This is a genomic window from Paraburkholderia metrosideri, from assembly GCF_904848625.1.
In the GTDB taxonomy this organism is placed as follows: Bacteria; Pseudomonadota; Gammaproteobacteria; order Burkholderiales; family Burkholderiaceae; genus Paraburkholderia; species Paraburkholderia metrosideri.
Window position 1 is genome coordinate 636,280 of record NZ_CAJHCP010000003.1, and the last position, 20,453, is coordinate 656,732.

Annotated in this window: 19 protein-coding genes; 12 read left to right on the forward strand and 7 right to left on the reverse strand. The window is 62.1% G+C overall.

Features of this window, described 5'->3' with window-relative positions:
• Positions 1-184: 184 nt before the first annotated feature.
• A complete protein-coding gene (locus LMG28727_RS08585) occupies positions 185-559 on the forward strand; it encodes a hypothetical protein (protein ID WP_201641853.1) in 375 nt (124 codons plus the stop codon).
• Between the two features lie 308 nt (positions 560-867).
• Positions 868-1,680: a mechanosensitive ion channel family protein gene (locus LMG28727_RS08590; RefSeq protein ID WP_201641854.1), complete on the forward strand. Its 813-nt coding sequence runs from the start codon at positions 868-870 to the stop codon at positions 1,678-1,680.
• Positions 1,681-1,861: 181 nt separating this feature from the next.
• On the opposite strand, the gene LMG28727_RS08595 is transcribed toward LMG28727_RS08590, so the two are convergent.
• Positions 1,862-2,533, reverse strand: a complete 672-nt coding sequence (locus LMG28727_RS08595; protein WP_201641855.1) for a VTT domain-containing protein — start codon at positions 2,531-2,533, stop codon at positions 1,862-1,864.
• Positions 2,534-2,749: 216 nt separating this feature from the next.
• Between LMG28727_RS08595 and mutL the strand changes: the two genes are divergently transcribed.
• On the forward strand, positions 2,750-4,852 hold the full coding sequence (gene mutL, locus LMG28727_RS08600; RefSeq protein ID WP_201641856.1) for a DNA mismatch repair endonuclease MutL: 2,103 nt from the start codon (positions 2,750-2,752) through the stop codon (positions 4,850-4,852).
• A gap of 46 nt (positions 4,853-4,898) precedes the next feature.
• Positions 4,899-5,858, forward strand: coding sequence for a tRNA (adenosine(37)-N6)-dimethylallyltransferase MiaA (gene miaA / locus LMG28727_RS08605; protein WP_201641857.1), 960 nt, complete (start codon positions 4,899-4,901; stop codon positions 5,856-5,858).
• Positions 5,859-5,957: 99 nt separating this feature from the next.
• Here miaA and purM read toward each other — a convergent pair whose 3' ends face one another.
• Positions 5,958-7,016 (reverse strand): phosphoribosylformylglycinamidine cyclo-ligase, encoded by a 1,059-nt coding sequence (purM, locus tag LMG28727_RS08610; protein ID WP_201641858.1) that lies wholly within the window; start codon positions 7,014-7,016, stop codon positions 5,958-5,960.
• Between the two features lie 100 nt (positions 7,017-7,116).
• Here purM and LMG28727_RS08615 point away from each other — a divergent pair, with 100 nt between their 5' ends.
• The 8 genes from LMG28727_RS08615 (at position 7,117) to LMG28727_RS34510 (ending at position 13,753) form a co-directional block, all read left to right on the forward strand.
• Positions 7,117-8,193 (forward strand): AI-2E family transporter, encoded by a 1,077-nt coding sequence (locus LMG28727_RS08615; RefSeq protein WP_201641859.1) that lies wholly within the window; start codon positions 7,117-7,119, stop codon positions 8,191-8,193.
• A 75-nt stretch (positions 8,194-8,268) separates the two neighbouring features.
• Positions 8,269-9,051, forward strand: coding sequence for a DnaA regulatory inactivator Hda (gene hda / locus LMG28727_RS08620; protein WP_201641860.1), 783 nt, complete (start codon positions 8,269-8,271; stop codon positions 9,049-9,051).
• Positions 9,044-9,730: a histidinol-phosphatase gene (locus LMG28727_RS08625; protein WP_201641861.1), complete on the forward strand. Its 687-nt coding sequence runs from the start codon at positions 9,044-9,046 to the stop codon at positions 9,728-9,730. Before hda ends, LMG28727_RS08625 begins: the two co-directional genes overlap by 8 nt.
• Positions 9,727-11,337: a polynucleotide adenylyltransferase PcnB gene (pcnB, locus tag LMG28727_RS08630; protein WP_201641862.1), complete on the forward strand. Its 1,611-nt coding sequence runs from the start codon at positions 9,727-9,729 to the stop codon at positions 11,335-11,337. The genes LMG28727_RS08625 and pcnB overlap by 4 nt, the downstream gene beginning before the upstream one ends.
• Positions 11,338-11,386: 49 nt before the next feature.
• Entirely contained in the window at positions 11,387-11,920 is a 534-nt protein-coding gene (gene folK / locus LMG28727_RS08635; protein ID WP_201641863.1) for a 2-amino-4-hydroxy-6-hydroxymethyldihydropteridine diphosphokinase, read from the forward strand.
• Positions 11,917-12,597: a deoxynucleoside kinase gene (locus LMG28727_RS08640; RefSeq protein ID WP_201641864.1), complete on the forward strand. Its 681-nt coding sequence runs from the start codon at positions 11,917-11,919 to the stop codon at positions 12,595-12,597. Before folK ends, LMG28727_RS08640 begins: the two co-directional genes overlap by 4 nt.
• A 36-nt stretch (positions 12,598-12,633) precedes the next feature.
• Positions 12,634-13,449: a 3-methyl-2-oxobutanoate hydroxymethyltransferase gene (gene panB, locus LMG28727_RS08645; RefSeq protein ID WP_201641865.1), complete on the forward strand. Its 816-nt coding sequence runs from the start codon at positions 12,634-12,636 to the stop codon at positions 13,447-13,449.
• Between the two features lie 169 nt (positions 13,450-13,618).
• Positions 13,619-13,753 carry a hypothetical protein gene (locus tag LMG28727_RS34510; protein WP_268960459.1) on the forward strand — a complete coding sequence of 45 codons (135 nt, stop codon included), beginning with the start codon at positions 13,619-13,621 and terminating at the stop codon, positions 13,751-13,753.
• Positions 13,754-13,888: 135 nt separating this feature from the next.
• Here LMG28727_RS34510 and pabB read toward each other — a convergent pair whose 3' ends face one another.
• The 5 genes from pabB to grpE all read right to left on the reverse strand — a co-directional run bounded on the left by pabB (position 13,889) and on the right by grpE (position 20,423).
• Positions 13,889-15,799, reverse strand: coding sequence for an aminodeoxychorismate synthase component I (pabB, locus tag LMG28727_RS08650; RefSeq protein WP_201641866.1), 1,911 nt, complete (start codon positions 15,797-15,799; stop codon positions 13,889-13,891).
• Between the two features lie 26 nt (positions 15,800-15,825).
• Positions 15,826-16,968: a molecular chaperone DnaJ gene (gene dnaJ / locus LMG28727_RS08655; protein ID WP_201641867.1), complete on the reverse strand. Its 1,143-nt coding sequence runs from the start codon at positions 16,966-16,968 to the stop codon at positions 15,826-15,828.
• A 269-nt stretch (positions 16,969-17,237) separates the two neighbouring features.
• On the reverse strand, positions 17,238-19,190 hold the full coding sequence (dnaK, locus tag LMG28727_RS08660) for a molecular chaperone DnaK (protein ID WP_201641868.1): 1,953 nt from the start codon (positions 19,188-19,190) through the stop codon (positions 17,238-17,240).
• Between the two features lie 153 nt (positions 19,191-19,343).
• Positions 19,344-19,784, reverse strand: a complete 441-nt coding sequence (locus tag LMG28727_RS08665) for a thioredoxin family protein (protein ID WP_201641869.1) — start codon at positions 19,782-19,784, stop codon at positions 19,344-19,346.
• A gap of 54 nt (positions 19,785-19,838) precedes the next feature.
• Positions 19,839-20,423: a nucleotide exchange factor GrpE gene (grpE, locus tag LMG28727_RS08670; protein ID WP_201641870.1), complete on the reverse strand. Its 585-nt coding sequence runs from the start codon at positions 20,421-20,423 to the stop codon at positions 19,839-19,841.
• Positions 20,424-20,453: the final 30 nt, after the last annotated feature.

Genomic DNA, 20,453 nt, shown 5'->3' on the forward strand with positions numbered 1-20,453 from the left:
CCAACCGCCCCCTCTCCGACATCCAACGCAAGAATGCGGACGATATACAACGGACTCCCAAATTCATCATTTATCGAGACAGAAAGATATGCAATGATCGCCGCCGGTCCCGCCAGGTACGCTGAAACCTCGCGCGAGCAGATGCTTCGGCCATGCCGCGATCCTATCTTTTCATCGAATCGATATGACCCATTTCCTGTTCGATCTCGTCTCGAACCTCGCGTTGCTTGTGATTGTTCAGATTGCTTGCTGTCTATATAACCGGTTTGCATCGGGTCCGGCCATCAATGGCACTGACGTGTTCGCCGCGCTCCTTCTATTTGCGTTTCTATTCGACGCAGCCCTGACCTTCGTCATATTCGCCGACGCGCAGAGTCGCTACGGCCAGTACAGTTCCAGCGACGCATTCGTCGAACGGGCCTGCGCGTACGGACTGGCGATCATCGTGTCGTTCGTGTGGCGTTACGTTGCGCGCCGTTCGCGTCCGGCGCCAGTCAGCGCCGACAAACCGGTTGTGATCCAGACATCGCCGTATTCGGAATCGCATCTGCCTATGTAAGCGGACACGCGTGATCAAGCGGCCTTCAGCGCGCATGACAACATCACCCGGACTCACGGCCCGACCATCCTCTCAAGTTCCGACCACACGGGCGCCAGTCAGCTGAACTGCATAACAGCCAGAACACCTGTCATTCCCGCCAGACGGCCTTCATCGCGACCAGGAACGGTCCTTGCACAAGCGCGCGCCGTCGCCTATAACTCCCGAAGACCGAGTGTTACCGTTTGCGCCTGTCGCCGGGCATTTGCCGCTGTATTGCGCCACCGTCGTTCAATCAGTAGAAGGCAACTTATCCAACGAGGAACATCTTGGATCTCGATACCGTACGCGTGTTCATCATGACCCGGGGCGTGGACATCGGCACCCGGGTTCTAGGGGCGATCGTCCTGTGGATTGTCGGTCGCTGGATCATCGGCCTGATCACCGGCTTGTTGCGCAAGATGCTGTCGCGCAACGGCCGGGTCGATCCCACCCTCGCGCATTACCTCGGCTCGATTCTCGGCGCATTGCTGAACCTGCTGCTGATCCTCGCGATCCTGCAGATATTCGGTGTGCAGACAACCTCATTCGCCGCCCTGCTCGCCGGTCTCGGCCTCGCAATCGGCACGGCTTGGGGCGGCTTGCTCGCGCACTTCGCGGCCGGCGTTTTCATGCAGGTGCTCCGGCCGTTCAAGGTCGGCGACTTCGTCACCGCGGGCGGCGTCACTGGCACGGTCTCGGAACTGGGTCTGTTTGGTACAACGATCGTGACACCGGACAACGTGACGACCATCGTCGGCAATAACAAGATCTTTTCGGACACAATCTCGAACTTCAGTCTATTGCCGGTGCGGCGCGTGGAACTGACCGCGAAGATCGCCAACGGCGTGGATCCAACGGACGCGATGAATCGCCTGAAAGCGGCGGTTTCGCAGATCCCGAACGTGGTCACGGATCCCGCACCGGACATCGAGGTGTTGAGCTTCACGCCGGAAGGGCCGTTACTGTGCGTGCGTCCCTATACGGGCAATGAGCATTACTGGCAGGTCTATTTCGACACGAACCGCACAATCATTCAGACCTTCAAGGAAGCCGGCTATCCGACGCCGGAGACACCGCTTGCACCGCGTGCGATTACCTGAGCGCGATAACGATAATCTGCGATCTGCTGCGAAGGTTTTTAGCCTGGACATACGCCGCTGATTCGAAGCCGCCAACACAGTAGGCACCGCCCAATAACAAAAGGCGTCGCGAAAATCGCGACGCCTTTTGTTCGTTTGGCCCATTCATCACGAGGCCAGCGCACTTCTGAACAATGACGCGTTAGCGGCTGCCCGCCTTCACGTCATCCTTGCGTACCATCTTCCACAACGCACCGAGCAGAACCGGCACGATAGCCGCGCCGATACCGACCAGCACGATCACATTCAGATACTGGCGGATAAACGGAATGTTGCCGAAGAAATAGCCGAGCAACACCAGCAGCAGCACCCACAACAGCGCGCCGATGACGTTGAACAACTGGAACCGGCTCACCGTCATTGACGACGCACCCGCCACGAACGGGGCGAAAGTCCGCACGACCGGAATGAAACGCGCGAGCACGATCGTCTTGCCGCCGTGCTTCTCGTAAAAATTGTGCGTCTTCTGCAGCGCTTTACGGTCGAGAAAACGTTCGAGCACAGGGATGTGCGAATTGAACACCCGTGGTCCGATGGCTCGCCCGATCATGTAGTTCACGGTATTGCCCGCCACTGCCGCAACCAGCAGCAGCAGGATCAGCGCGCCGAGATTCATCTGCCCGGTCGCGCAGAACGCGCCGCCGATGAACAGCAGCGAATCGCCCGGCAAGAATGGCAGGACGACCAGGCCGGTTTCGGCGAACACGATCAGAAACAGCACCGCATAGACCCAGGCGCCGTACACGTGAATGAAGTCCCCGAGGAACTTGTCGATGTGCAAGACAAGGTTGACGAAATGTAGCAACGTGTCCAAGGAGCGTCCTCTGTTAAGCGTAGGTGAACGGAAGTGAGCGTGACAAACAGTCGTGCGCGGCAGATTCGCGAACGATAACGGCAGATAGCGGCAGACGTGCGTTCACTGCCCGAAATTGACCGCGTCATGATACCGAAAGTGCCCGGCCTCGATTAAAAATCTGCGGCCGTTTGGTGCGCTCGCCGGCACGTGCTGACGAATCGTTATAATTTCGCCATGTCCGAATTCTCCGAAACGCCTGCCGATTCCGCCGCTGCGACCGCAGTGCCTACTGCGGCTTCTGCTGCCGCATCGACTGCGGCCCCGGCCTCCGTCCCCGCCGCGCGCCCGTTACGCGCGATCCAGCCGCTCCCCGATCAACTGATCAGCCAGATCGCCGCCGGCGAAGTGGTCGAGCGGCCGGCGTCCGTGGTCAAGGAACTGCTGGAAAATGCGCTGGACGCGGGCGCGCAGACGCTGCGCATTCTGCTCGACGAAGGCGGCGTCAAACGTATTTCGATCACCGACGACGGCTGCGGCATTCCCGAAGGTGAACTGGCACTAGCGCTGATGCGCCACGCGACCAGCAAGATCCGCTCGCTCGCCGAGCTGGAAGCGGTCGCTACGCTCGGGTTTCGCGGCGAAGCGCTGGCCTCGATCGCGTCGGTCGCAGAGATGGCGATCACGAGCCGCACCGCCGACGCGCCGCATGCCGTGCGCGTGGACGCACAAACAGGCGTGTTGAGCCCGGCGGCGGGCACCCAGGGCACGACCATCGAAGTGCGCGAGCTGTATTTCAACACGCCTGCGCGCCGCAAATTTCTGAAAAGCGAACAGACCGAGCTCGGTCACTGTCTCGAACAGATTCGCCGTGCGGCGCTCGCGCGACCGGACGTCGCGATTTCGGTACTGCATAACGGCAAGGCGGTCGAGCACTGGAATGCCAGCGAACCGCCGGTGCGGGTCGCGAAGATTCTCGGTGAGACGTTCGCTACGGCCCATTTGCCGCTTGACGAATCAGCGGGTCCGCTGGCCGTCTATGGCTGCGCGGGCCTGCCAACCGCCAGCCGTGGACGCGCCGATCAGCAGTATTTCTTCGTCAATGGCCGCTTCGTGCGCGACAAGCTGCTGACGCACGCAGTGCGCGCCGCTTATGAAGACGTGCTGCATGGCGATCGTTATCCGTCGTATGTGCTGTTCCTCGATCTGCCGCCTGAAGGGGTCGATGTGAACGTGCATCCGTCGAAGATCGAAGTACGGTTTCGCGATTCACGCTCGATTCACCAGTTTGTGTTCCATGCGGTGCAGCGTGCGCTGGCGCGGCATGCGGGTGCGTCGCCGGAAACGACGGCGGGTGGGCATGCGGCGCATCTGGAACCGTCCGCAGGCGGCCCGGCTTCGTTTGGTGCGACGCCGTTGGGAGGGGCCGGTGTGGGTGGCGCTGGCTTTGGCTCGCCCACCGGTGCGGGAGGCTTTGGCGGCTCGGGGGGCGGACTCGGCGGCAGTTCGGGTGGCGGCTTCGGGAGTTCGTCCCAGCCAGGCAACACGTGGATGCGCCAGGCGCGCATGACCCAGGGCACGCTGCCAGTCGCGCAGCCTCTGGCGTTTTACGACGCGCTATTCGGCCGCAAAGACACGCAGACCGGCACGGCCGAAGGCGCCACGCTGTTCGAAGCACGCGACTCGGCCGCTGAAAATCCGTCGCCCTATCAAGCGTCCGCACCGTACACGCCGTCCTCGTTCAACGCTCACGACGAACAACCGCTCGGCTTCGCACTCGGCCAGATCCACGGCATCTATGTGCTTGCGCAGAACGCGCACGGACTGGTGATCGTCGACATGCATGCTGCGCACGAGCGCATTCTGTACGAGCAGTTCAAGAACGCGCTGGCCGACCGCGCGATTGCCGTGCAACCGCTGCTGATTCCGCAGACCATGCCTGCCGATCCAATCGAAATCGGCACGGTGGAAGAGGAACGCGACACGCTCGACGCGCTCGGCTTCGATCTCGCCGTGTTGTCGCCGACCACGCTGGCGATCCGCGCCGTCCCCGCGTTGCTGAAGGACGCCGATTTGCAGGCGCTCGCGCGCGCGGTGCTGTCCGACCTGCACGCGTTCGGCGGCTCGCGCGTGTTGACCGAGCGTCAGCACGAACTGCTCGGCACGCTTGCTTGCCATCATGCGGTGCGTGCAAACCGGCGTCTGACGCTCGATGAAATGAACGCGCTGTTGCGTCAGATGGAGGCAACCGAGCGCGCCGATCAATGCAATCACGGGCGTCCGACGTGGTATCAGCTGACGCTGTCCGATCTCGATCGGCTGTTCATGCGCGGGCAGTGACCGTGCCGCTTATGACGAGAGGGTTGCGGCACGCGCCGGTTTGCTTATGACTTCACGCACTTCTTCCGATCAGCCCACGTCGATTCCGTGCCTGCTCGGTCCGACCGCATCCGGCAAAACCGCGGCCGCGCTGGCACTGGCCGCGCGGCGTCCGGTGGAAATCATCAGTGTCGATTCGGCGCTGGTGTATCGCCAGATGGATATCGGCACCGCCAAGCCCACCGCTGAGGAGCGCGCGGTGGCGCCGCATCATCTGATCGATATCGTCGATCCGACTGATGTCTATTCGGCGGCGCAATTCCGCACAGACACATTGCGTCTGACCGCTGACATCCACGCGCGCGGCCGGCTGCCGTTGCTGGTCGGCGGGACGATGCTGTACTACAAGGCGCTCACGCAAGGGCTGAGCGACCTGCCCACTGCCGATCCGGAAGTGCGCGCCGCGCTCGACGCCGACGCCGCCCGCGAAGGCTGGCCGGCAATGCATGCGCGGCTTGCGTCGGTTGACCCTGTCACCGCCGCGCGTCTCGCACCCAACGACTCGCAACGCATTCAACGCGCGCTCGAAATTTTCATGCTGAGCGGTCAGGCAATGTCAACCTTGCTCGCGGCCCCCGCGCGACAGGACGACGCCGCCAGCGCATGGCGGTTCGTGCCGATTGCATTGGAGCCATCCGATCGAAGCGTGCTGCACGCGCGCATCGAGAAACGCTTCGATGCGATGCTGGACGGCGGTTTTATCGACGAAGTGGTGAAACTGCGCGAACGCGGCGACTTAACGCCCGAGATGCCGTCGATGCGATGCGTGGGGTATCGGCAGGTGTGGGAATACCTGGACGGCACGGTCGATTACGCGACGATGCGGGACAAAGGGATTTTTGCCACACGGCAACTGTGCAAGCGCCAGCTCACATGGCTGCGCAGCATGACAGAACGAGTGGTGATTGACTGCTGCGATCCGCACGCAACTGCGCGGGTGCTTGACGTGATTGAAGCGCTGGTTTGAAGCTTGCGTGACTGGAAGCTTCGACACACATCCTGAACTACCGGTAACCCGCACGGCGCCTGCCTTCTACAAGCCAGCCGCCGCGCGGGAATGCCGCTTTTAGATCACCACCGTCTGCGCTTCACCGGCCGCGCTCTCGCGAATCGTGCCGATCTTCCAGACCAGTTCGCCCGCAGCGGACAGCAGGCCGATAGCCGTCTCGGCGTCTTGCGCCGACACCACCACTGCCATGCCGATACCGCAGTTGAACACGCGGTGCATTTCCGCATCGGCAACACCGCCGTGCTTTTGCAGCCACGAGAACAGCGGCGGCAGCGGCCATGCACGATGATCCAGTTCAGCCGTCAGACCTTCACGCAGCACGCGCGGAATATTTTCGACCAGACCGCCGCCCGTGATGTGCGCCATGCCCTTGATCGCGATCTGCTGACGCAATGCCAGCAACGGCTTCACGTAGATGTGCGTCGGCGCCATCAGCGCGTCGGCCAGCGAGCGGCCGTCGAAATCCGCATTCAGATCAGGCTTCGCGCGCTCGATAATCTTGCGCACCAGCGAAAAACCGTTCGAATGGATGCCGCTCGATGCCAGACCCAGCACCACGTCGCCCGGGGCGATCGTGCTGCCGTCGATAATTTCGCTCTTTTCGACCGCACCGACCGCGAAACCGGCCAGATCGTACTCGCCGTCCGGATACATGCCGGGCATTTCCGCCGTTTCGCCGCCGATCAGCGCGCAACCCGACAGTTCGCAGCCGTACGCGATGCCCTTCACGACCGTGGCCGCGGTGGCGACGTCCAGCTTGCCGCACGCGAAATAGTCGAGGAAGAACAGCGGCTCGGCGCCTTGCACCAGAATGTCGTTCACGCTCATCGCGACCAGATCCTGGCCGACGGTGTCGTGTTTGTTCAGTTCAAACGCGAGGCGCAGTTTGGTGCCCACGCCGTCGGTGCCCGACACGAGCACCGGCTCGCGGTACTTCTTCGGCACTTCGAACAGCGCGCCGAACCCGCCGATGCCACCCAGCACGCCGTCGCGCATCGTCTTTTTGGCAAAGGGCTTGATCGCGTCGACAAGGGCGTCGCCCGCGTCGATGTCCACGCCGGCGTCGCGATACGACAAACCTTGGGCGTCAGGGGCGGCGGATTTCGGTTGATTCATGGGGAAGAGCGAGAAGGTCGGTAAAATGCGATTTTACCCGATGCTGGCCGGCTGGCTGGAATTTGATTCATCCGGTTCCGACGACACCAGGGAAACAACTTTGCAACAAAACTCCTCGATTCTGATGCCGGTGCAGCGCCGCGCGCTGATCTGGCTGGTCATTGCGCTGTGTGTCTGCGTGCTGCTGTGGCTGCTGAGTCCGGTGCTCACGCCATTTCTGCTCGGCGCGATTCTCGCGTACATTCTGCAGCCGGGCGTGTCGTGGATGGAGCGCCGACGAGTGCCGCGCGGCCTCGCAGCACTCGTGATGATCCTGTTTTTCACGTTGATGATGAGCGTACTGGTGTTGCTGGTGCTCGCTGTCATCCAGAAAAAAGGGCCGTTGCTGCGGCAGCAGGTGCCTCTGCTGCTCGCGCATGCGAGCGCGTGGCTGCAGCCCAAGCTGGCCATGATGGGCCTCGCCGACTCGCTCGACTTCGTCAAGATCCGCGAATTCGTGATGGCGCAGCTCGAAGGCAGCGCGCAGACCGTCGCGCTGTACGCGTGGACGTCGATCCGCACCAGCAGCAACCTGATGCTCGCGCTGATCGCGAATCTGGTCACGGTGCCGCTCGTGCTGTTCTATTTGCTGTACGACTGGAACCGGATGATGGCACGCGTGCAGAAGCTGATTCCGCGCCGCTGGCTCGATAAAACGCTGCAGCTTGCGCGCGACATGGACGAGATGCTGTCGCAATATCTGCGCGGCGAAGTGCTCGTGATGGTCATCCTGGCGGCATACTACGCGATTGCGCTGAGCATCGCCGGGTTCGAGATTGCGTTGCCGGTCGGCATCTTCACGGGGCTCGCGGTGTTTATCCCGTACCTCGGGTTTGCCACCGGCCTTGTGCTGGCGCTGATCGCGGCGCTGTTACAGTTCGGCAACTGGTACGGTTTCGGTGCGGTCGCGCTGATTTACGGCTTCGCGCAGCTGGTGGAGAGCTTTTATCTGACGCCGCGCCTCGTCGGCGAACGGATCGGCCTGCACCCGCTCGCGGTGATCTTTGCGTTGCTCGCGTTCGGTCAGCTGTTCGGCTTTTTCGGCGTGCTGCTCGCGCTGCCGTTCAGCGCGATCCTGTCGGTCGCGATCCGCGAGTTGCGCCAAAGCTACCTGGCGAGCACGCTTTATAACAACTGACTGCTCTTTGACTGTGTAAGGCCCGGCGGTCCGGGCCAACTGCGGCCTTAGCCTCATTTTCGGCATTAACCTACTGTGCTTCGTCAACTGACGCTCGATCTCGGCACCCCGCCGCCATCGACATTCGACAATTTCTTCGCCGGCGCGAACGCCGAGCTGGTCACGCGCCTGCGTGAGCTCGACAACGCGCTCGCCGCCGGGCCGGTCGCCGATCGCACCTTCTACCTTTGGGGCGAATCCGGCAGCGGCCGCACGCATCTGCTGCAGGCATTGGTGCACGAAGCGCCGCCGGGACATGCGCGCTTTGCGAGCCCGCAAAGCAGCCTTGCCGCGTTCAGCTTCGATCCGCGCGTCGCGCTCTATGCCATCGACGATTGCGATGCGTTGTCCGCCGCGCAGCAGATCGCCATGTTCAACCTGTTCAACGAAGTGCGCGCGCATCCCACCAGCGCGCTGGTCGCCGCAGGCAACGCAGCGCCGATCGGCATGAGCGTGCGGGAAGACTTGCGTACGCGCCTCGGCTGGGGCCTCGTGTTTCATCTCGCGCCGCTGCCGGACGAAGGTAAGGCGGCGGTGCTGAAACTGGCGGCGCGCGAGCGCGGCCTGATGCTGGCCGACGACGTCCCCGCCTACCTGCTCACGCATTTTCGCCGTGACATGCCGAGCCTGATGGCGCTGCTCGACGCGCTCGACCGCTTTTCGCTCGAACAGAAACGCGCGGTCACGCTGCCGCTCTTGCGCATCATGCTGGAAGAGCAGCGCGGCGCACCGGCTGTTGCCGGCGGCTCGTCAACAGCCTCGGTCGCGGGTTCGCACGCCGCTTCATCCGCTTCAAGTAAAATAGGCCCCCATGGCTAACCTCGCACTCTTCGATCTCGACCACACGCTCATTCCCACCGACAGCGACCACGAATGGGGCCGCTTCATGGTGCAACAGGGCATGGTCGACGCCGAAAATTTCGCCCGTGAAAACGACCGCTTTTTCGCCGACTACAAAGCCGGCAAGCTCGACATTCACGCCTATCTGATCGCCATGCTCACGCCGCTCGCAAAATACACGCGCGCGGAACTGGCCGAGCTTCACGCGAAGTACATGCACGAAGTCATCACGCCGGCCATCTTCCCGGTCGCGCTCGAACTCGTGAAGCAACACCGCGAAGCCGGCGACCTGTGCTGCGTGGTCACCGCCACCAACGAATTCATCACGCGTCCAATCGCGCAGGCGTTCGGCGTCAATGCGCTGATCGCGTGCGAGGTGGAAACCGTCGACGGCGAACCGCATTCGCCGTACACCGGCCGCCCGACCGGCACGCCGAGCTACAAGGAAGGCAAGATCGTCCGCACCGAAGCGTGGCTTGGCTCGCTCGGCAAAAGCTGGAGCGACTTCGAGCACAGCTATTTCTATAGCGACTCGCACAACGACATCCCGTTGCTCGAAAAAGTCACCGACCCCATCGCGACCAATCCGGACGACACATTGCGTGCCCATGCGCAGGCCAAAGGCTGGCGCATCCTCGAACTCTTTCAACCCTCGTGATCAAAAAACTTATCCGCAAGCTATTCGGCCAGGATCCGGCGCCCGCTGAAGACGCCCAACCCGCCGAAGCCGAAGCAGACCAAACCGGCAGCGCGCACGCGCGCACCACGTCGACCACGGGCGGCGCCAGCAAGGCGCGCCGCAAACCCGCCCGCACGACCGCTGGCGGCGCCTCCACCGCCAAGACCGTGCGTGATCCGGACGTGCCGGTCATCATTCCGCACGACGTACACGGCATCGATCCCACGTTGATCTCGAGGAACGCGATTCGCGTCACCGAGGGGCTGCAACAGGCGGGGCATCGCGCGTTTATCGTCGGCGGTGCGGTGCGCGACCTGCTGCTCGGCATCAAGCCGAAAGACTTCGACGTCGCGACCGACGCCACGCCCGAACAGGTGCAGAAGCTGTTCAGGCGCGCACGCATCATCGGTCGCCGGTTTCAGATCGTGCACGTGCAGTTCGGCCAGGAAATCATCGAAACCTCGACGTTCCGTGCGCTGGTCGATCCGCCCGCGGCCGATGCACCACCGGCACGTCGCCTGAAGCGCGACGAACTCGATCGCCGCACCCACGCAGTCGATGCCAGCGGCCGCGTGCTGCGCGACAACGTATGGGGCGAGCAGCACGAAGACGCCACGCGCCGCGACTTCACGATCAACGCGATGTACTACGATCCGGCCACGCAAACCGTGCTGGACTATCACAACGGCATGGCCGACATGCGCGCGCGTTTGCTGCGCATGATCGGCGACCCGGCCACGCGTTATCGCGAAGACCCGGTGCGTATGCTGCGCGTGGTGCGTTTCGCCGCAAAGCTCGACTTCGAGATCGAAGACAACACGCGCGCACCGATCACCGAGATGGCCGATCTGATCAACAACGTGCCTGCCGCGCGTCTGTTCGACGAGATGCTCAAGCTGATGCTGTCCGGCCACGCGCTTGCCTGCTTGAAGCGTCTGCGTCAGGAAGGTCTGCATCACGGCCTGCTGCCGTTGCTCGACGTGGTGCTCGAACAGCCCATCGGCGAAAAATTTATTACGCTTGCGCTGAGCAACACGGACGCTCGCGTACTCGCCGGCAAACCGGTGTCGCCGGGCTTCCTGTTCGCGACGCTGCTGTGGCATGACGTGCAGCAACGCTGGCAGAAATTCGAAGCGAACGGCGAGTATCCGGTACCCGCTTTGCATCGCGCGATGGACGAAGTCCTCGACATGCAAACCGAGAAACTCGCAATCCACAAGCGCTTCTCGTCGGATATGCGCGAGATCTGGGGCCTGCAGTTGCGCCTCGAGAAACGCTCCGGAAGAAGCGCATTGAAGCTGCTGGAACACCAAAGATTTAGAGCGGGGTATGATTTCCTCCTGTTGCGCTGCGAATCGGGCGAACTCGATGAGTCGGTCGGTACGTGGTGGACGGAGTTCATCGAAGGAGACATTGCCGCGCGCGAGACATTGCTCACGCAAGGCGGGAAGGACCGGAGCCCCAGAAAACGACGGCGGCGCAGCAGTGGCGCCAGAAACCGCAAACCGGGCGACGGAATGGAGGGCGGCACGCCAGCCGAACGCACAGACGACGATGCGGGCCACGACGGCTCGCACGAAGACTGATAGCGCGTTTCGCTGAAGCCGTCGAACGATAGTTGCAGGAAGTTATGCCATGACGGTTGCTTATCTTGGCCTCGGCGCGAATCTCGGGGACGCGCGCCAGACCCTGAAAGACGCAGTGGTGTGCCTCGCACAACAGCACACCATCTCCGTGCTCGCTAAATCGAGCCTGTATCGCACTGCCCCGATCGACGCGGGCGGTGACGATTATTTCAACTGCGTCGTGAAGGTCGATACGACGCTCCCCGTGCGGCATCTGCTGGCGCTGTGCCACAAGATCGAGCATCAGTTCGGGCGCGAGCGGCCGTTTCGCAATGCGCCGCGCACGCTCGATCTGGACATCCTGTTGTACGGCGATCAATCGATCGACGAACCCGATCTGATCGTGCCGCATCCCCGTATGATCGAACGCGCTTTTGTACTAGTGCCACTGGTCGAAATCGACACGGCGCTGGTGATCCCGCAACATGGCCGTGCCGATGCACTGCTCGCCAGCGTCAGCGATCAACGTATTGAAAAGGTGAAGGGCCCGTGTCAGTGCCCTATGCTTAATGCATTGAATGCCGACAAAGGCCGCTGCGAATGAATTCGCCGCCTCTCACCGTCACGGCGCCGCAATTGCGGCCGCCGTTTGGCTATATCGCGATCGAAGGGCCGATTGGCGTCGGCAAGACTTCACTGGCGCGACGTCTGGCTCAACGCTGGTCGATGCAGGAATTGTTCGAACGTCCGCAAGACAATCCGTTTCTCGAACGCTTTTATCGCGACACCGCGCGTTATGCGCTGCCCACGCAACTGCACTTCGCACTGCAGCGCGTGCAACAGGCGCAGGAAGTGAACGTCGCGCAAGCATTGGGCACGACGCTCATCGCCGACTTCATGACGCAGAAGAACGACATCTTCGCGCGTCTCACGTTGCCGGAAGACGAGTGGCAGTTGTATCGCGCGCTCGCGGCCCAGTTCGACGTCAGCGCACCCGCGCCGGATTTCGTGGTCTATCTGCAAGCCAGTCCTGAAGTGCTGTTCGCGCGCATCCAGAAGCGCGCGGTGCCGATGGAGCTGCAGATTTCCGACGCGTATCTGCGCGCGCTGTGCGACGCGTACAACGAATTCTTCTATCACTACGACCGCACGCCTGTGCTGACGGTCAATGCTGAACATCTGAACCCGCTCGACTCGGACGCGGACCTTGCCCTACTCGCCGAGCGCATCGAAACCATGCGCGGCCGCAAGGAATTCTTTGTCAAAGGCACGTCGCTGTAAGCGGCGCTGCCACCTCTTTTTCCAATGGATTGACCCATGACTTATTTGCAGGAAGCCAGCCGGAGCGCGATCACCGTGCCGAAGCTGCAGGCTATGCGAGATGCTGGCGAAAAAATCGCGATGCTCACCTGTTACGACGCCAGCTTCGCATCGCTGCTGGATCGCGCGGGCGTCGATTCGGTGCTGATCGGCGATTCGCTGGGCAACGTGCTGCAAGGTCAGACCACGACGCTGCCGGTCACGCTCGCCGACATCGCGTATCACACGGCGAGCGTCTCTCGCGCACGGCCGTCGGCGCTGATCGTGGCTGACTTACCTTTCGGCACGTATGGCACGCCCGAAGATGCGTTTCGCAGCTCAGTGGAATTGATGCGCGCGGGCGCTCAGATGGTGAAGCTGGAAGGCGGCGAATGGCTCGCGGAGACCGTGCGGTTTCTGGTGGAGCGCGCAGTTCCGGTGTGCGCGCACATTGGCCTGACGCCGCAGTCCGTGCATGCATTCGGCGGCTTCAAGGTGCAGGGCAAGACCGAGGCGGGCGCGAGCCAGGTATTGCGCGACGCGCTCGCGGTGGAAGCGGCCGGCGCGCAACTGATCGTGATGGAAGCCATCCCGTCGCAACTCGCCAGCGAAGTCACGAAGCAGTTGCGAATTCCGACGATCGGGATCGGCGCGGGTCTGGATTGCTCGGGTCAGGTGCTGGTGCTGCACGACATGCTGGGCATTTTCCCCGGCAAGCGCCCGCGCTTCGTGAAGGATTTCATGCAAGGGCAGCCGAGCATTCTGGCGGGCGTGGAAGCGTACGTGCGTGCAGTGAAGGACGGTTCGTTCCCGGGTACCGAACATACGTTCTGAGCTTTTCTCCTCCCTCGCTGATAGCGGATAGGACAGGACGGACGTTTTTGCGTCCGTTGTGAGGTCCATCCGACATTGGCTGCAAAACCGGTGGTCTACCTTCGTTTATGTGGCAATGCGGCTCTTCTGCGAGCCGCTAGCCACGAACCGAAAGCGAGGAGAGATCACCATGAGCCCGTTCTGCCTGATCGACGTCGCGGGAATCCGCGAGCATGCCGAAGTACCGCATGACGTGCATCAATCCGCATGGCATAAGCGCCTGGGAAGTTGGATGAGCCGGGTGCTGCATGGGGGACGTGGTTGAGGTGATCGTGCTGGCGCCAGCGTCGGCCAGAGAGGCCGCGAGTATGGCGCCGTGCGCCGTGCGTGATTCGCTGCCGCCTGCGTGTGGTGTCGTGTAGCCGTCAGGGCGCTAGTGGATTCTTCCTCGCGCCCGCTCTCAGCCCACAACCCGCGCCGGCATCGCGCCTCGCAGCGCATTGCATACGATCAGCGCTTCAGCGTTCTGCAGATCCGCGCGTGTCATCACACGCTCAGCCGCTTGCAACCCGGCAGCGTGCTCTTCCAGCAAGACACTTCGCATCACCCCGGGCAACACGCCCGATGCGAGCGGGGGCGTCCACCATCGCCCGTTCAGCTTCACAAATACATTCGACCGGCCGCCTTCGGTCAACTCACCTCGATCGTTGAAGAACAGCGTATCGAATGCGCCCTTCGCTTCGGCTTCGCGCCAGCCGCGGTCGTATTCTTCGCGACGGGTGGTTTTGTGGAGCAGCAGCGGATCGCCGGCTTGCGTCGCCGGGAAATCCCGTTCATTCGCGAGCAAGACGCCGATCGGTGCGTCCGCTGATGCTGTTAGTGGCAACAATGCGGCAGCGGTAATCTGAAGCGTACCGGTTTTGCTCAGCGCGAGCCGCATCCGGTGCGCGGTTTGCAACGGCAACTCCGCGCACTTCGCCGCGATCTGCGCGCGAAGGCTGGCTTCATCGGCGAGTTTGAAGCCGAGCGCCGAAGCGCTGGACGATAGCCGCTTCAGATGTCGCGACAGATGCCGCACGCCCTCTTCTCGCGTCGCGTACATCGTTTCGAACAGATCGAAGCCCGGCTCCGCGCCGGTCAGAAAGCTCGCTTTCAATTGACACTCCGCATATTCGTCGGCGGCCACGCTATCGAGGACGATACCCGCGCCGACGCCCATCGTGCCTTGCAGCGCGCCGGTTTGTGGGCTACGGCTCAACGTCAAAGTCCGGATCGCGACCGACAGGCAGAAATCGCCGCACGCCGGTGTTTGTTCCGACTGCGGCGACGCCAACGCCGACGCGTCAAGCCACCCAATCGAGCCCGTATAAAGACCGCGCGGCGTGCTTTCCAGTTCGTCGATCAACTGCATCGTCCGATGCTTCGGCGCGCCGGTGATCGAGCCGCACGGAAACAGCGCTCTGAGGATCCCGGCGAACGACGTGCCGGGCAGCAACGCGGCATCTACCGTCGACGTCATCTGCCAGACCGACGCATACAGTTCTACCGAAAACAGCGCCGGCACGTTGACCGATCCCGTCTGCGCAACCCGCGACAGATCGTTGCGCAGCAGGTCGACGATCATCACGTTTTCAGCGCGGTTTTTCGGATCGTTGGCGAGAAACTCGGCCGCGCTCCGGTCTTTGACAGGGTCGTCCGACCGAGGCGCGGTGCCTTTCATAGGCCGCGTGCGCAGCTTTGCACCCTGCTTTTCAATGAAAAGCTCCGGTGAGCATGACAGCACCCAGCCATCGCCAGGCAACGCAACAAGCGCACCGAACGGGACTGGCTGCCGTGCCCTCAATCGCCGATAAAGCGCGATCGGCGAGCCGAACACGTCGAAGCCAAGCCGATACGTATAGTTGACCTGATACGAATCGCCCGCGCGCAACGCGGCGTGAATAGCGTCGATCGCCGCGTTGAACTGCGTGGGATCGACGCTCGCACGCACATTCGCCGTGCCCGCCACCGAAGGCTCCGCAGCATCGCCATCGCGCGCCGCAAGCCAGGCATCGACCTCTTCACGCGACTGCTTGTCACACCGCTCAAACAATAAAAAACGCAGCGTGGCATCGCCACGCTGCGTTTTCGAAGACCGAAGCTGCTCGATATCGAGCAGAGTATGGCCAAACTCATAATCGGCTAGCACGACGGCATGCAAACCGCGCCGCGTATCCGCCGCCACGGTTTCGCACACAGCCTCGAGTTGCGCAGCATCCGCGCAAACCCGCTCATGCACAAAGCCCGTGTACAGACGACTCGTACGGCGCGCCGCCGTTGCGTCGCAATCGTCGAGCAGCGCGAAAACTGCGCCGCGCTCATCTGCCGTCATGCTTACCGCCAAACTTCAAACCGCCATTAATCGAAGAAGCTCTTCACCCGATCGAACCAGCTCTTGCTTTGCGGGCTATGCCGCGAGCCGCCTTCCACGAGTGCCTTCTCGAACTGTTGCAGCAATTCGCGCTGCGAGTCGGTGAGCTTGACCGGCGTTTCGACCTGGACGTGCACGTACAGATCGCCGGCAATGCTCGAACGCAGCCCCTTGATGCCCTTGCCGCGCAAACGGAACGTCTTGCCCGACTGCGTACCTTCCGGCACCGTGAAGCTAGCGCGGCCCGCGAGGGTCGGCACTTCGATCTCGCCGCCGAGCGCCGCCGTGGTGAACGGAATCGGCATCTGGCAATGCAGGTCGTCGCCGTCGCGTTCGAACACCGAGTGCTGCTTGATGTGAATCTCGACGTACAGATCACCCGACGGACCGCCGTTGATACCTGGCTCGCCGTTACCGGCCGAACGGATACGCATGCCGTCGTCGATACCTGCGGGGATCTTCACTTCCAGCGTCTTGGTTTCCTTCACCTTGCCCGCGCCATGGCAGTGGCCGCACGGGTCGGGGATGTAGGTGCCGGTGCCATGGCACTTCGGGCAGGTCTGCTGGATGCTGAAAAAGCCTTGCGACATCCGCACCGAACCCGAACCGCTACAGGTCGGGCAGGTTTCTGGCTTGGTGCCGGGCTTCGCGCCCGAACCGTGACAGATTTCGCAGGAGACCCAACTCGGCACGCGAATCTGCGTGTCGTAGCCGTGCGCGGCCTGTTCCAGCGTGATTTCCATGCTGTAGCGCAGATCGGCGCCGCGATACACCTGCGGGCCCGCGCGTCCACCACCGCCACGTGCGGCGCCACCGGCCGCCTGGCCGAAGATGTCGCCGAAAATATCGCCGAATGCATCGGCAAACCCGCCGAAGCCTTGCGCGCCGCCCGCCCCCATGTTCGGATCGACGCCCGCGTGGCCGTACTGGTCGTACGCGGCACGCTTTTGCGAGTCCGAGAGCATTTCATAGGCTTCCTTCACCTCCTTGAAATGCTCTTCCGCATCCTTGTTGCCCGGATTGCGGTCGGGGTGGTGCTTCATCGCGAGCTTGCGATAAGCCTTCTTGATTTCGTCGTCGCTCGCGTTCTTTGCGACGCCCAGAACCTCGTAGTAATCCCGTTTCGCCATATCGGTTCAACGCCACTCGCGCAATGCAACGCGGTGGCTCCTCTTGAATGCTGGAGTCTTACGACTCGTCCGGCCGCTATTTTTCACCGTTTTGACCCGGCTCGAAACAACGCCCTCCATAAAACAAATGTGCCCGGAGAGCCCCAAAAGGCTCGCCAGGCGAGATAACCGCTCTTGCACTTTGCTTGTTGCCCAGACGGGCCATTGCTTGTGCAGCCGGGCCGCACACGTTGCCGTGTGCGGCTTTACGGTCGAAATGCGACCTGGCTTTAGTCCTTCTTTACTTCCTTGAAGTCGGCGTCGACCACGTCGTCCTGCTGCTGGCTTGCGCCACCAGCCGACGCGCCCGGACCTGCTGCGCCCGCTGCCGCGGCTTCTGCGCCTTGCGCTGCCTGCATGTCGGCGTACATCTTTTCGCCCATCTTCTGCGACGCGGTTGCCACAACTTCGATTTTCGCTTCGATTGCGGCCTTGTCAGCCGAACCGCTCTTCAGCGTTTCTTCGAGGTCCTTCAGCGCGGTTTCGATCGCTTCCTTCTCCGCGGCTTCCAGCTTGTCGCCGTATTCCGTGAGCGCCTTCTTCGTGCTGTGGACCAGCGCGTCGCCCTGGTTGCGGGCATCGGCCAGTTCACGCAGCTTGTGATCTTCTTCAGCGTTCGCTTCGGCGTCCTTCACCATCTTCTCGATTTCGGCTTCGGACAGACCCGAGTTTGCCTTGATCGTGATGCGGTTTTCCTTGCCGGTCGCCTTGTCTTTCGCGCCGACGTGCAAGATGCCGTTCGCGTCGATGTCGAAGCTCACTTCGATCTGCGGCGTGCCGCGCGGTGCCGGCGGAATGCCTTCGAGGTTGAACTCGCCGAGCAGCTTGTTGCCGGCTGCCATTTCGCGTTCGCCCTGGAACACCTTGATCGTCACGGCGCCCTGGTTGTCGTCGGCCGTCGAGTAGACCTGTGCATGCTTGGTCGGGATCGTGGTGTTCTTGTTGATCATCTTCGTCATCACGCCGCCGAGCGTTTCGATGCCGAGCGACAGCGGGGTCACGTCGAGCAGCAGAACGTCCTTGCGGTCACCCGACAGAACCTGGCCTTGAATCGCGGCGCCAACGGCGACGGCTTCGTCCGGGTTCACGTCACGGCGCGGATCCTTGCCGAAGAACTCCTTAACCTTTTCCTGCACCTTCGGCATGCGGGTCATGCCGCCGACCAGAATCACGTCGTCGATTTCGCCGACCTTCACGCCTGCGTCCTTGATAGCCACGCGGCACGGTTCGATCGTGCGTTCGATCAGCTCTTCAACCAGCGCTTCCAGCTTGGCACGCGTGATTTTCAGGTTCAAGTGCTTCGGACCCGATGCGTCTGCGGTGATGTACGGCAGGTTGATTTCGGTCTGCTGGCTCGACGACAGTTCGATCTTCGCCTTTTCAGCCGATTCCTTCAGGCGTTGCAGCGCGAGCACGTCTTTCGACAGATCGACGCCCTGTTCCTTCTTGAACTCGCCAATGATGTAGTCGATGATGCGCTGGTCGAAGTCTTCACCGCCCAGGAACGTATCGCCGTTCGTGGAGAGCACTTCGAACTGCATTTCACCGTCGACGTCGGCGATTTCGATGATCGACACGTCGAACGTACCGCCGCCCAGGTCATACACCGCGATCTTGCGGTCGCCTTTTTCAGCCTTGTCCAGGCCGAAGGCCAGCGCAGCAGCGGTCGGCTCGTTGATGATCCGCTTGACTTCCAGACCGGCGATGCGGCCTGCGTCCTTGGTGGCCTGACGCTGGCTGTCGTTGAAGTACGCGGGAACCGTAATCACAGCTTCGGTGACCGGCTCGCCGAGGTAATCTTCAGCGGTCTTCTTCATCTTGCGCAGCGTTTCCGCCGAGATTTGCGGCGGTGCCAGCTTCTGATCGCGCACTTCGATCCATGCGTCGCCGTTGTCGGCCTTCATGATCTTGTACGGCATCAGAGCGATGTCTTTCTGCACTTCCTTTTCTTCGAAGCGGCGGCCGATCAGGCGCTTGACCGCGTACAGCGTGTTCTTCGGATTCGTGACCGACTGACGCTTCGCCGGTGCGCCGACGAGAATCTCGCCGTCTTCCATGTAAGCGATGATCGACGGCGTGGTGCGAGCACCTTCCGAGTTCTCGATGACCTTGACCGTGTTGCCTTCCATGATCGCCACGCACGAGTTGGTCGTGCCGAGGTCGATACCGATGATTTTGCCCATTTTTACTGTTCTCCTGACTTTGATCGCTGCGGGAATCGCCCTGTTTGCCCATCTGGCGGCAAGGCGATCCGCTCTGAATTCCTACCTGCACTCAACATAAGTGCGACCGCATCGTTTTCAAGACCTCTTTTGCGATGCGGTCTTTAATTTTTTTCAATCGGTCGAACTTTTGCCCGGCTCCGCGCTGTCGGCCTGGTTGCTGCCGGCGACGTTGATGCCCCGAATCTTTTCCCGGGCAGCCGCTACTGCCGCCTCGAACTGCCCAAGACCATGCCAGCCAGTTGCCCGGCCTAGCCGCTTGCCACGGTAAAAGAAGAACCACGTGGGGACGCCGTGAAGCATGAAGCGCCGGCCCAGCTCGCGGTGCTCATAGACATTGCTGTGAAACCACCGGAGGCCGAGCGCGCGGATCGCGTCCGGTTGCGCCAGCATGGCTTTCTTGGCGATCTCGCAATTGAAACAGTCGAGACCCCAGAAAAACACGACGGCCAGATCATCCCCGGCTTCGGCAAGCGCGGCGTCGAACGAGTCGGCGCTAACCGCCTGCATGTCGAAGACGGCGAACGCGGTTGCGTCGACGGGAATGTTGGCCATGGCGGTACCTGCCGGGCGACGATTGCTACAAAGACAACCGCATGCCGCGTTTGCTTACTTCGGCGCCGCGACAGTGACGAGTGCCGGACGCAGCACCCGGTCGGCGATCACGAAGCCTTTTTGCAGCACGGCGACGACCGTGTTCGGCTCCTGATCGGCCGGCACCATGGAAATAGCCTGGTGACGATGCGGGTCGAACTTCTCGCCGACCGGATTCAGGGCAACGACGCGGCCCTTTTCCAGCGCGCCGGTCAACTGGCGCAACGTGAGTTCGACGCCTTCGCGCACCTTCTGCAGGTCGTCGGACGAATGTGCGACGGCGGCTTCGAGGCTGTCGACCACCGGCAGCAAGTGCTCCGCGAAACTCTCGATTGCGAATTTATGAGCCTTCGCAACGTCTTCCTGAGCACGGCGGCGCACGTTCTCGGTCTCGGCCTTCGCGCGCAGGAAGCTTTCCTGCAACTCGGCGATCTTCGCCTGAGCTTCGGCGAGCGCGATCTGCTCGGCGCTTTCCGGCGCCGGCGCACCAGCGTTAGCAGCCGCGTCCTGCTGGGATGCCGCAGCCTCGGCGGCCTGGCGCGCGGTTTCGTCGGCGGGCGTGGGATTCTGGCTCGTCGGGTTCTCTTGCGTGTTTTCCATGTCGCTGAAAGTCGTTAAAAAGTAAAAGCC

Excerpts from the sequence above, each read along its gene's own strand:
- panB (WP_201641865.1), top strand. The coding sequence starts at position 12,634 with ATGACTTATTTGCAGGAAGCCAGCCGGAGCGCGATCACCGTGCCGAAG.
- mutL (WP_201641856.1), top strand. The coding sequence starts at position 2,750 with ATGTCCGAATTCTCCGAAACGCCTGCCGATTCCGCCGCTGCGACCGCA.
- purM (WP_201641858.1), bottom strand. The coding sequence starts at position 7,016 with ATGAATCAACCGAAATCCGCCGCCCCTGACGCCCAAGGTTTGTCGTAT.
- miaA (WP_201641857.1), top strand. The coding sequence starts at position 4,899 with ATGACTTCACGCACTTCTTCCGATCAGCCCACGTCGATTCCGTGCCTG.
- pabB (WP_201641866.1), bottom strand. The coding sequence starts at position 15,799 with ATGACGGCAGATGAGCGCGGCGCAGTTTTCGCGCTGCTCGACGATTGC.
- LMG28727_RS08640 (WP_201641864.1), top strand. The coding sequence starts at position 11,917 with ATGAATTCGCCGCCTCTCACCGTCACGGCGCCGCAATTGCGGCCGCCG.
- LMG28727_RS08665 (WP_201641869.1), bottom strand. The coding sequence starts at position 19,784 with ATGGCCAACATTCCCGTCGACGCAACCGCGTTCGCCGTCTTCGACATG.
- LMG28727_RS34510 (WP_268960459.1), top strand. The coding sequence starts at position 13,619 with ATGAGCCCGTTCTGCCTGATCGACGTCGCGGGAATCCGCGAGCATGCC.
- grpE (WP_201641870.1), bottom strand. The coding sequence starts at position 20,423 with ATGGAAAACACGCAAGAGAACCCGACGAGCCAGAATCCCACGCCCGCC.
- LMG28727_RS08585 (WP_201641853.1), top strand. The coding sequence starts at position 185 with ATGACCCATTTCCTGTTCGATCTCGTCTCGAACCTCGCGTTGCTTGTG.
- LMG28727_RS08625 (WP_201641861.1), top strand. The coding sequence starts at position 9,044 with ATGGCTAACCTCGCACTCTTCGATCTCGACCACACGCTCATTCCCACC.
- folK (WP_201641863.1), top strand. The coding sequence starts at position 11,387 with ATGACGGTTGCTTATCTTGGCCTCGGCGCGAATCTCGGGGACGCGCGC.
- dnaJ (WP_201641867.1), bottom strand. The coding sequence starts at position 16,968 with ATGGCGAAACGGGATTACTACGAGGTTCTGGGCGTCGCAAAGAACGCG.
- dnaK (WP_201641868.1), bottom strand. The coding sequence starts at position 19,190 with ATGGGCAAAATCATCGGTATCGACCTCGGCACGACCAACTCGTGCGTG.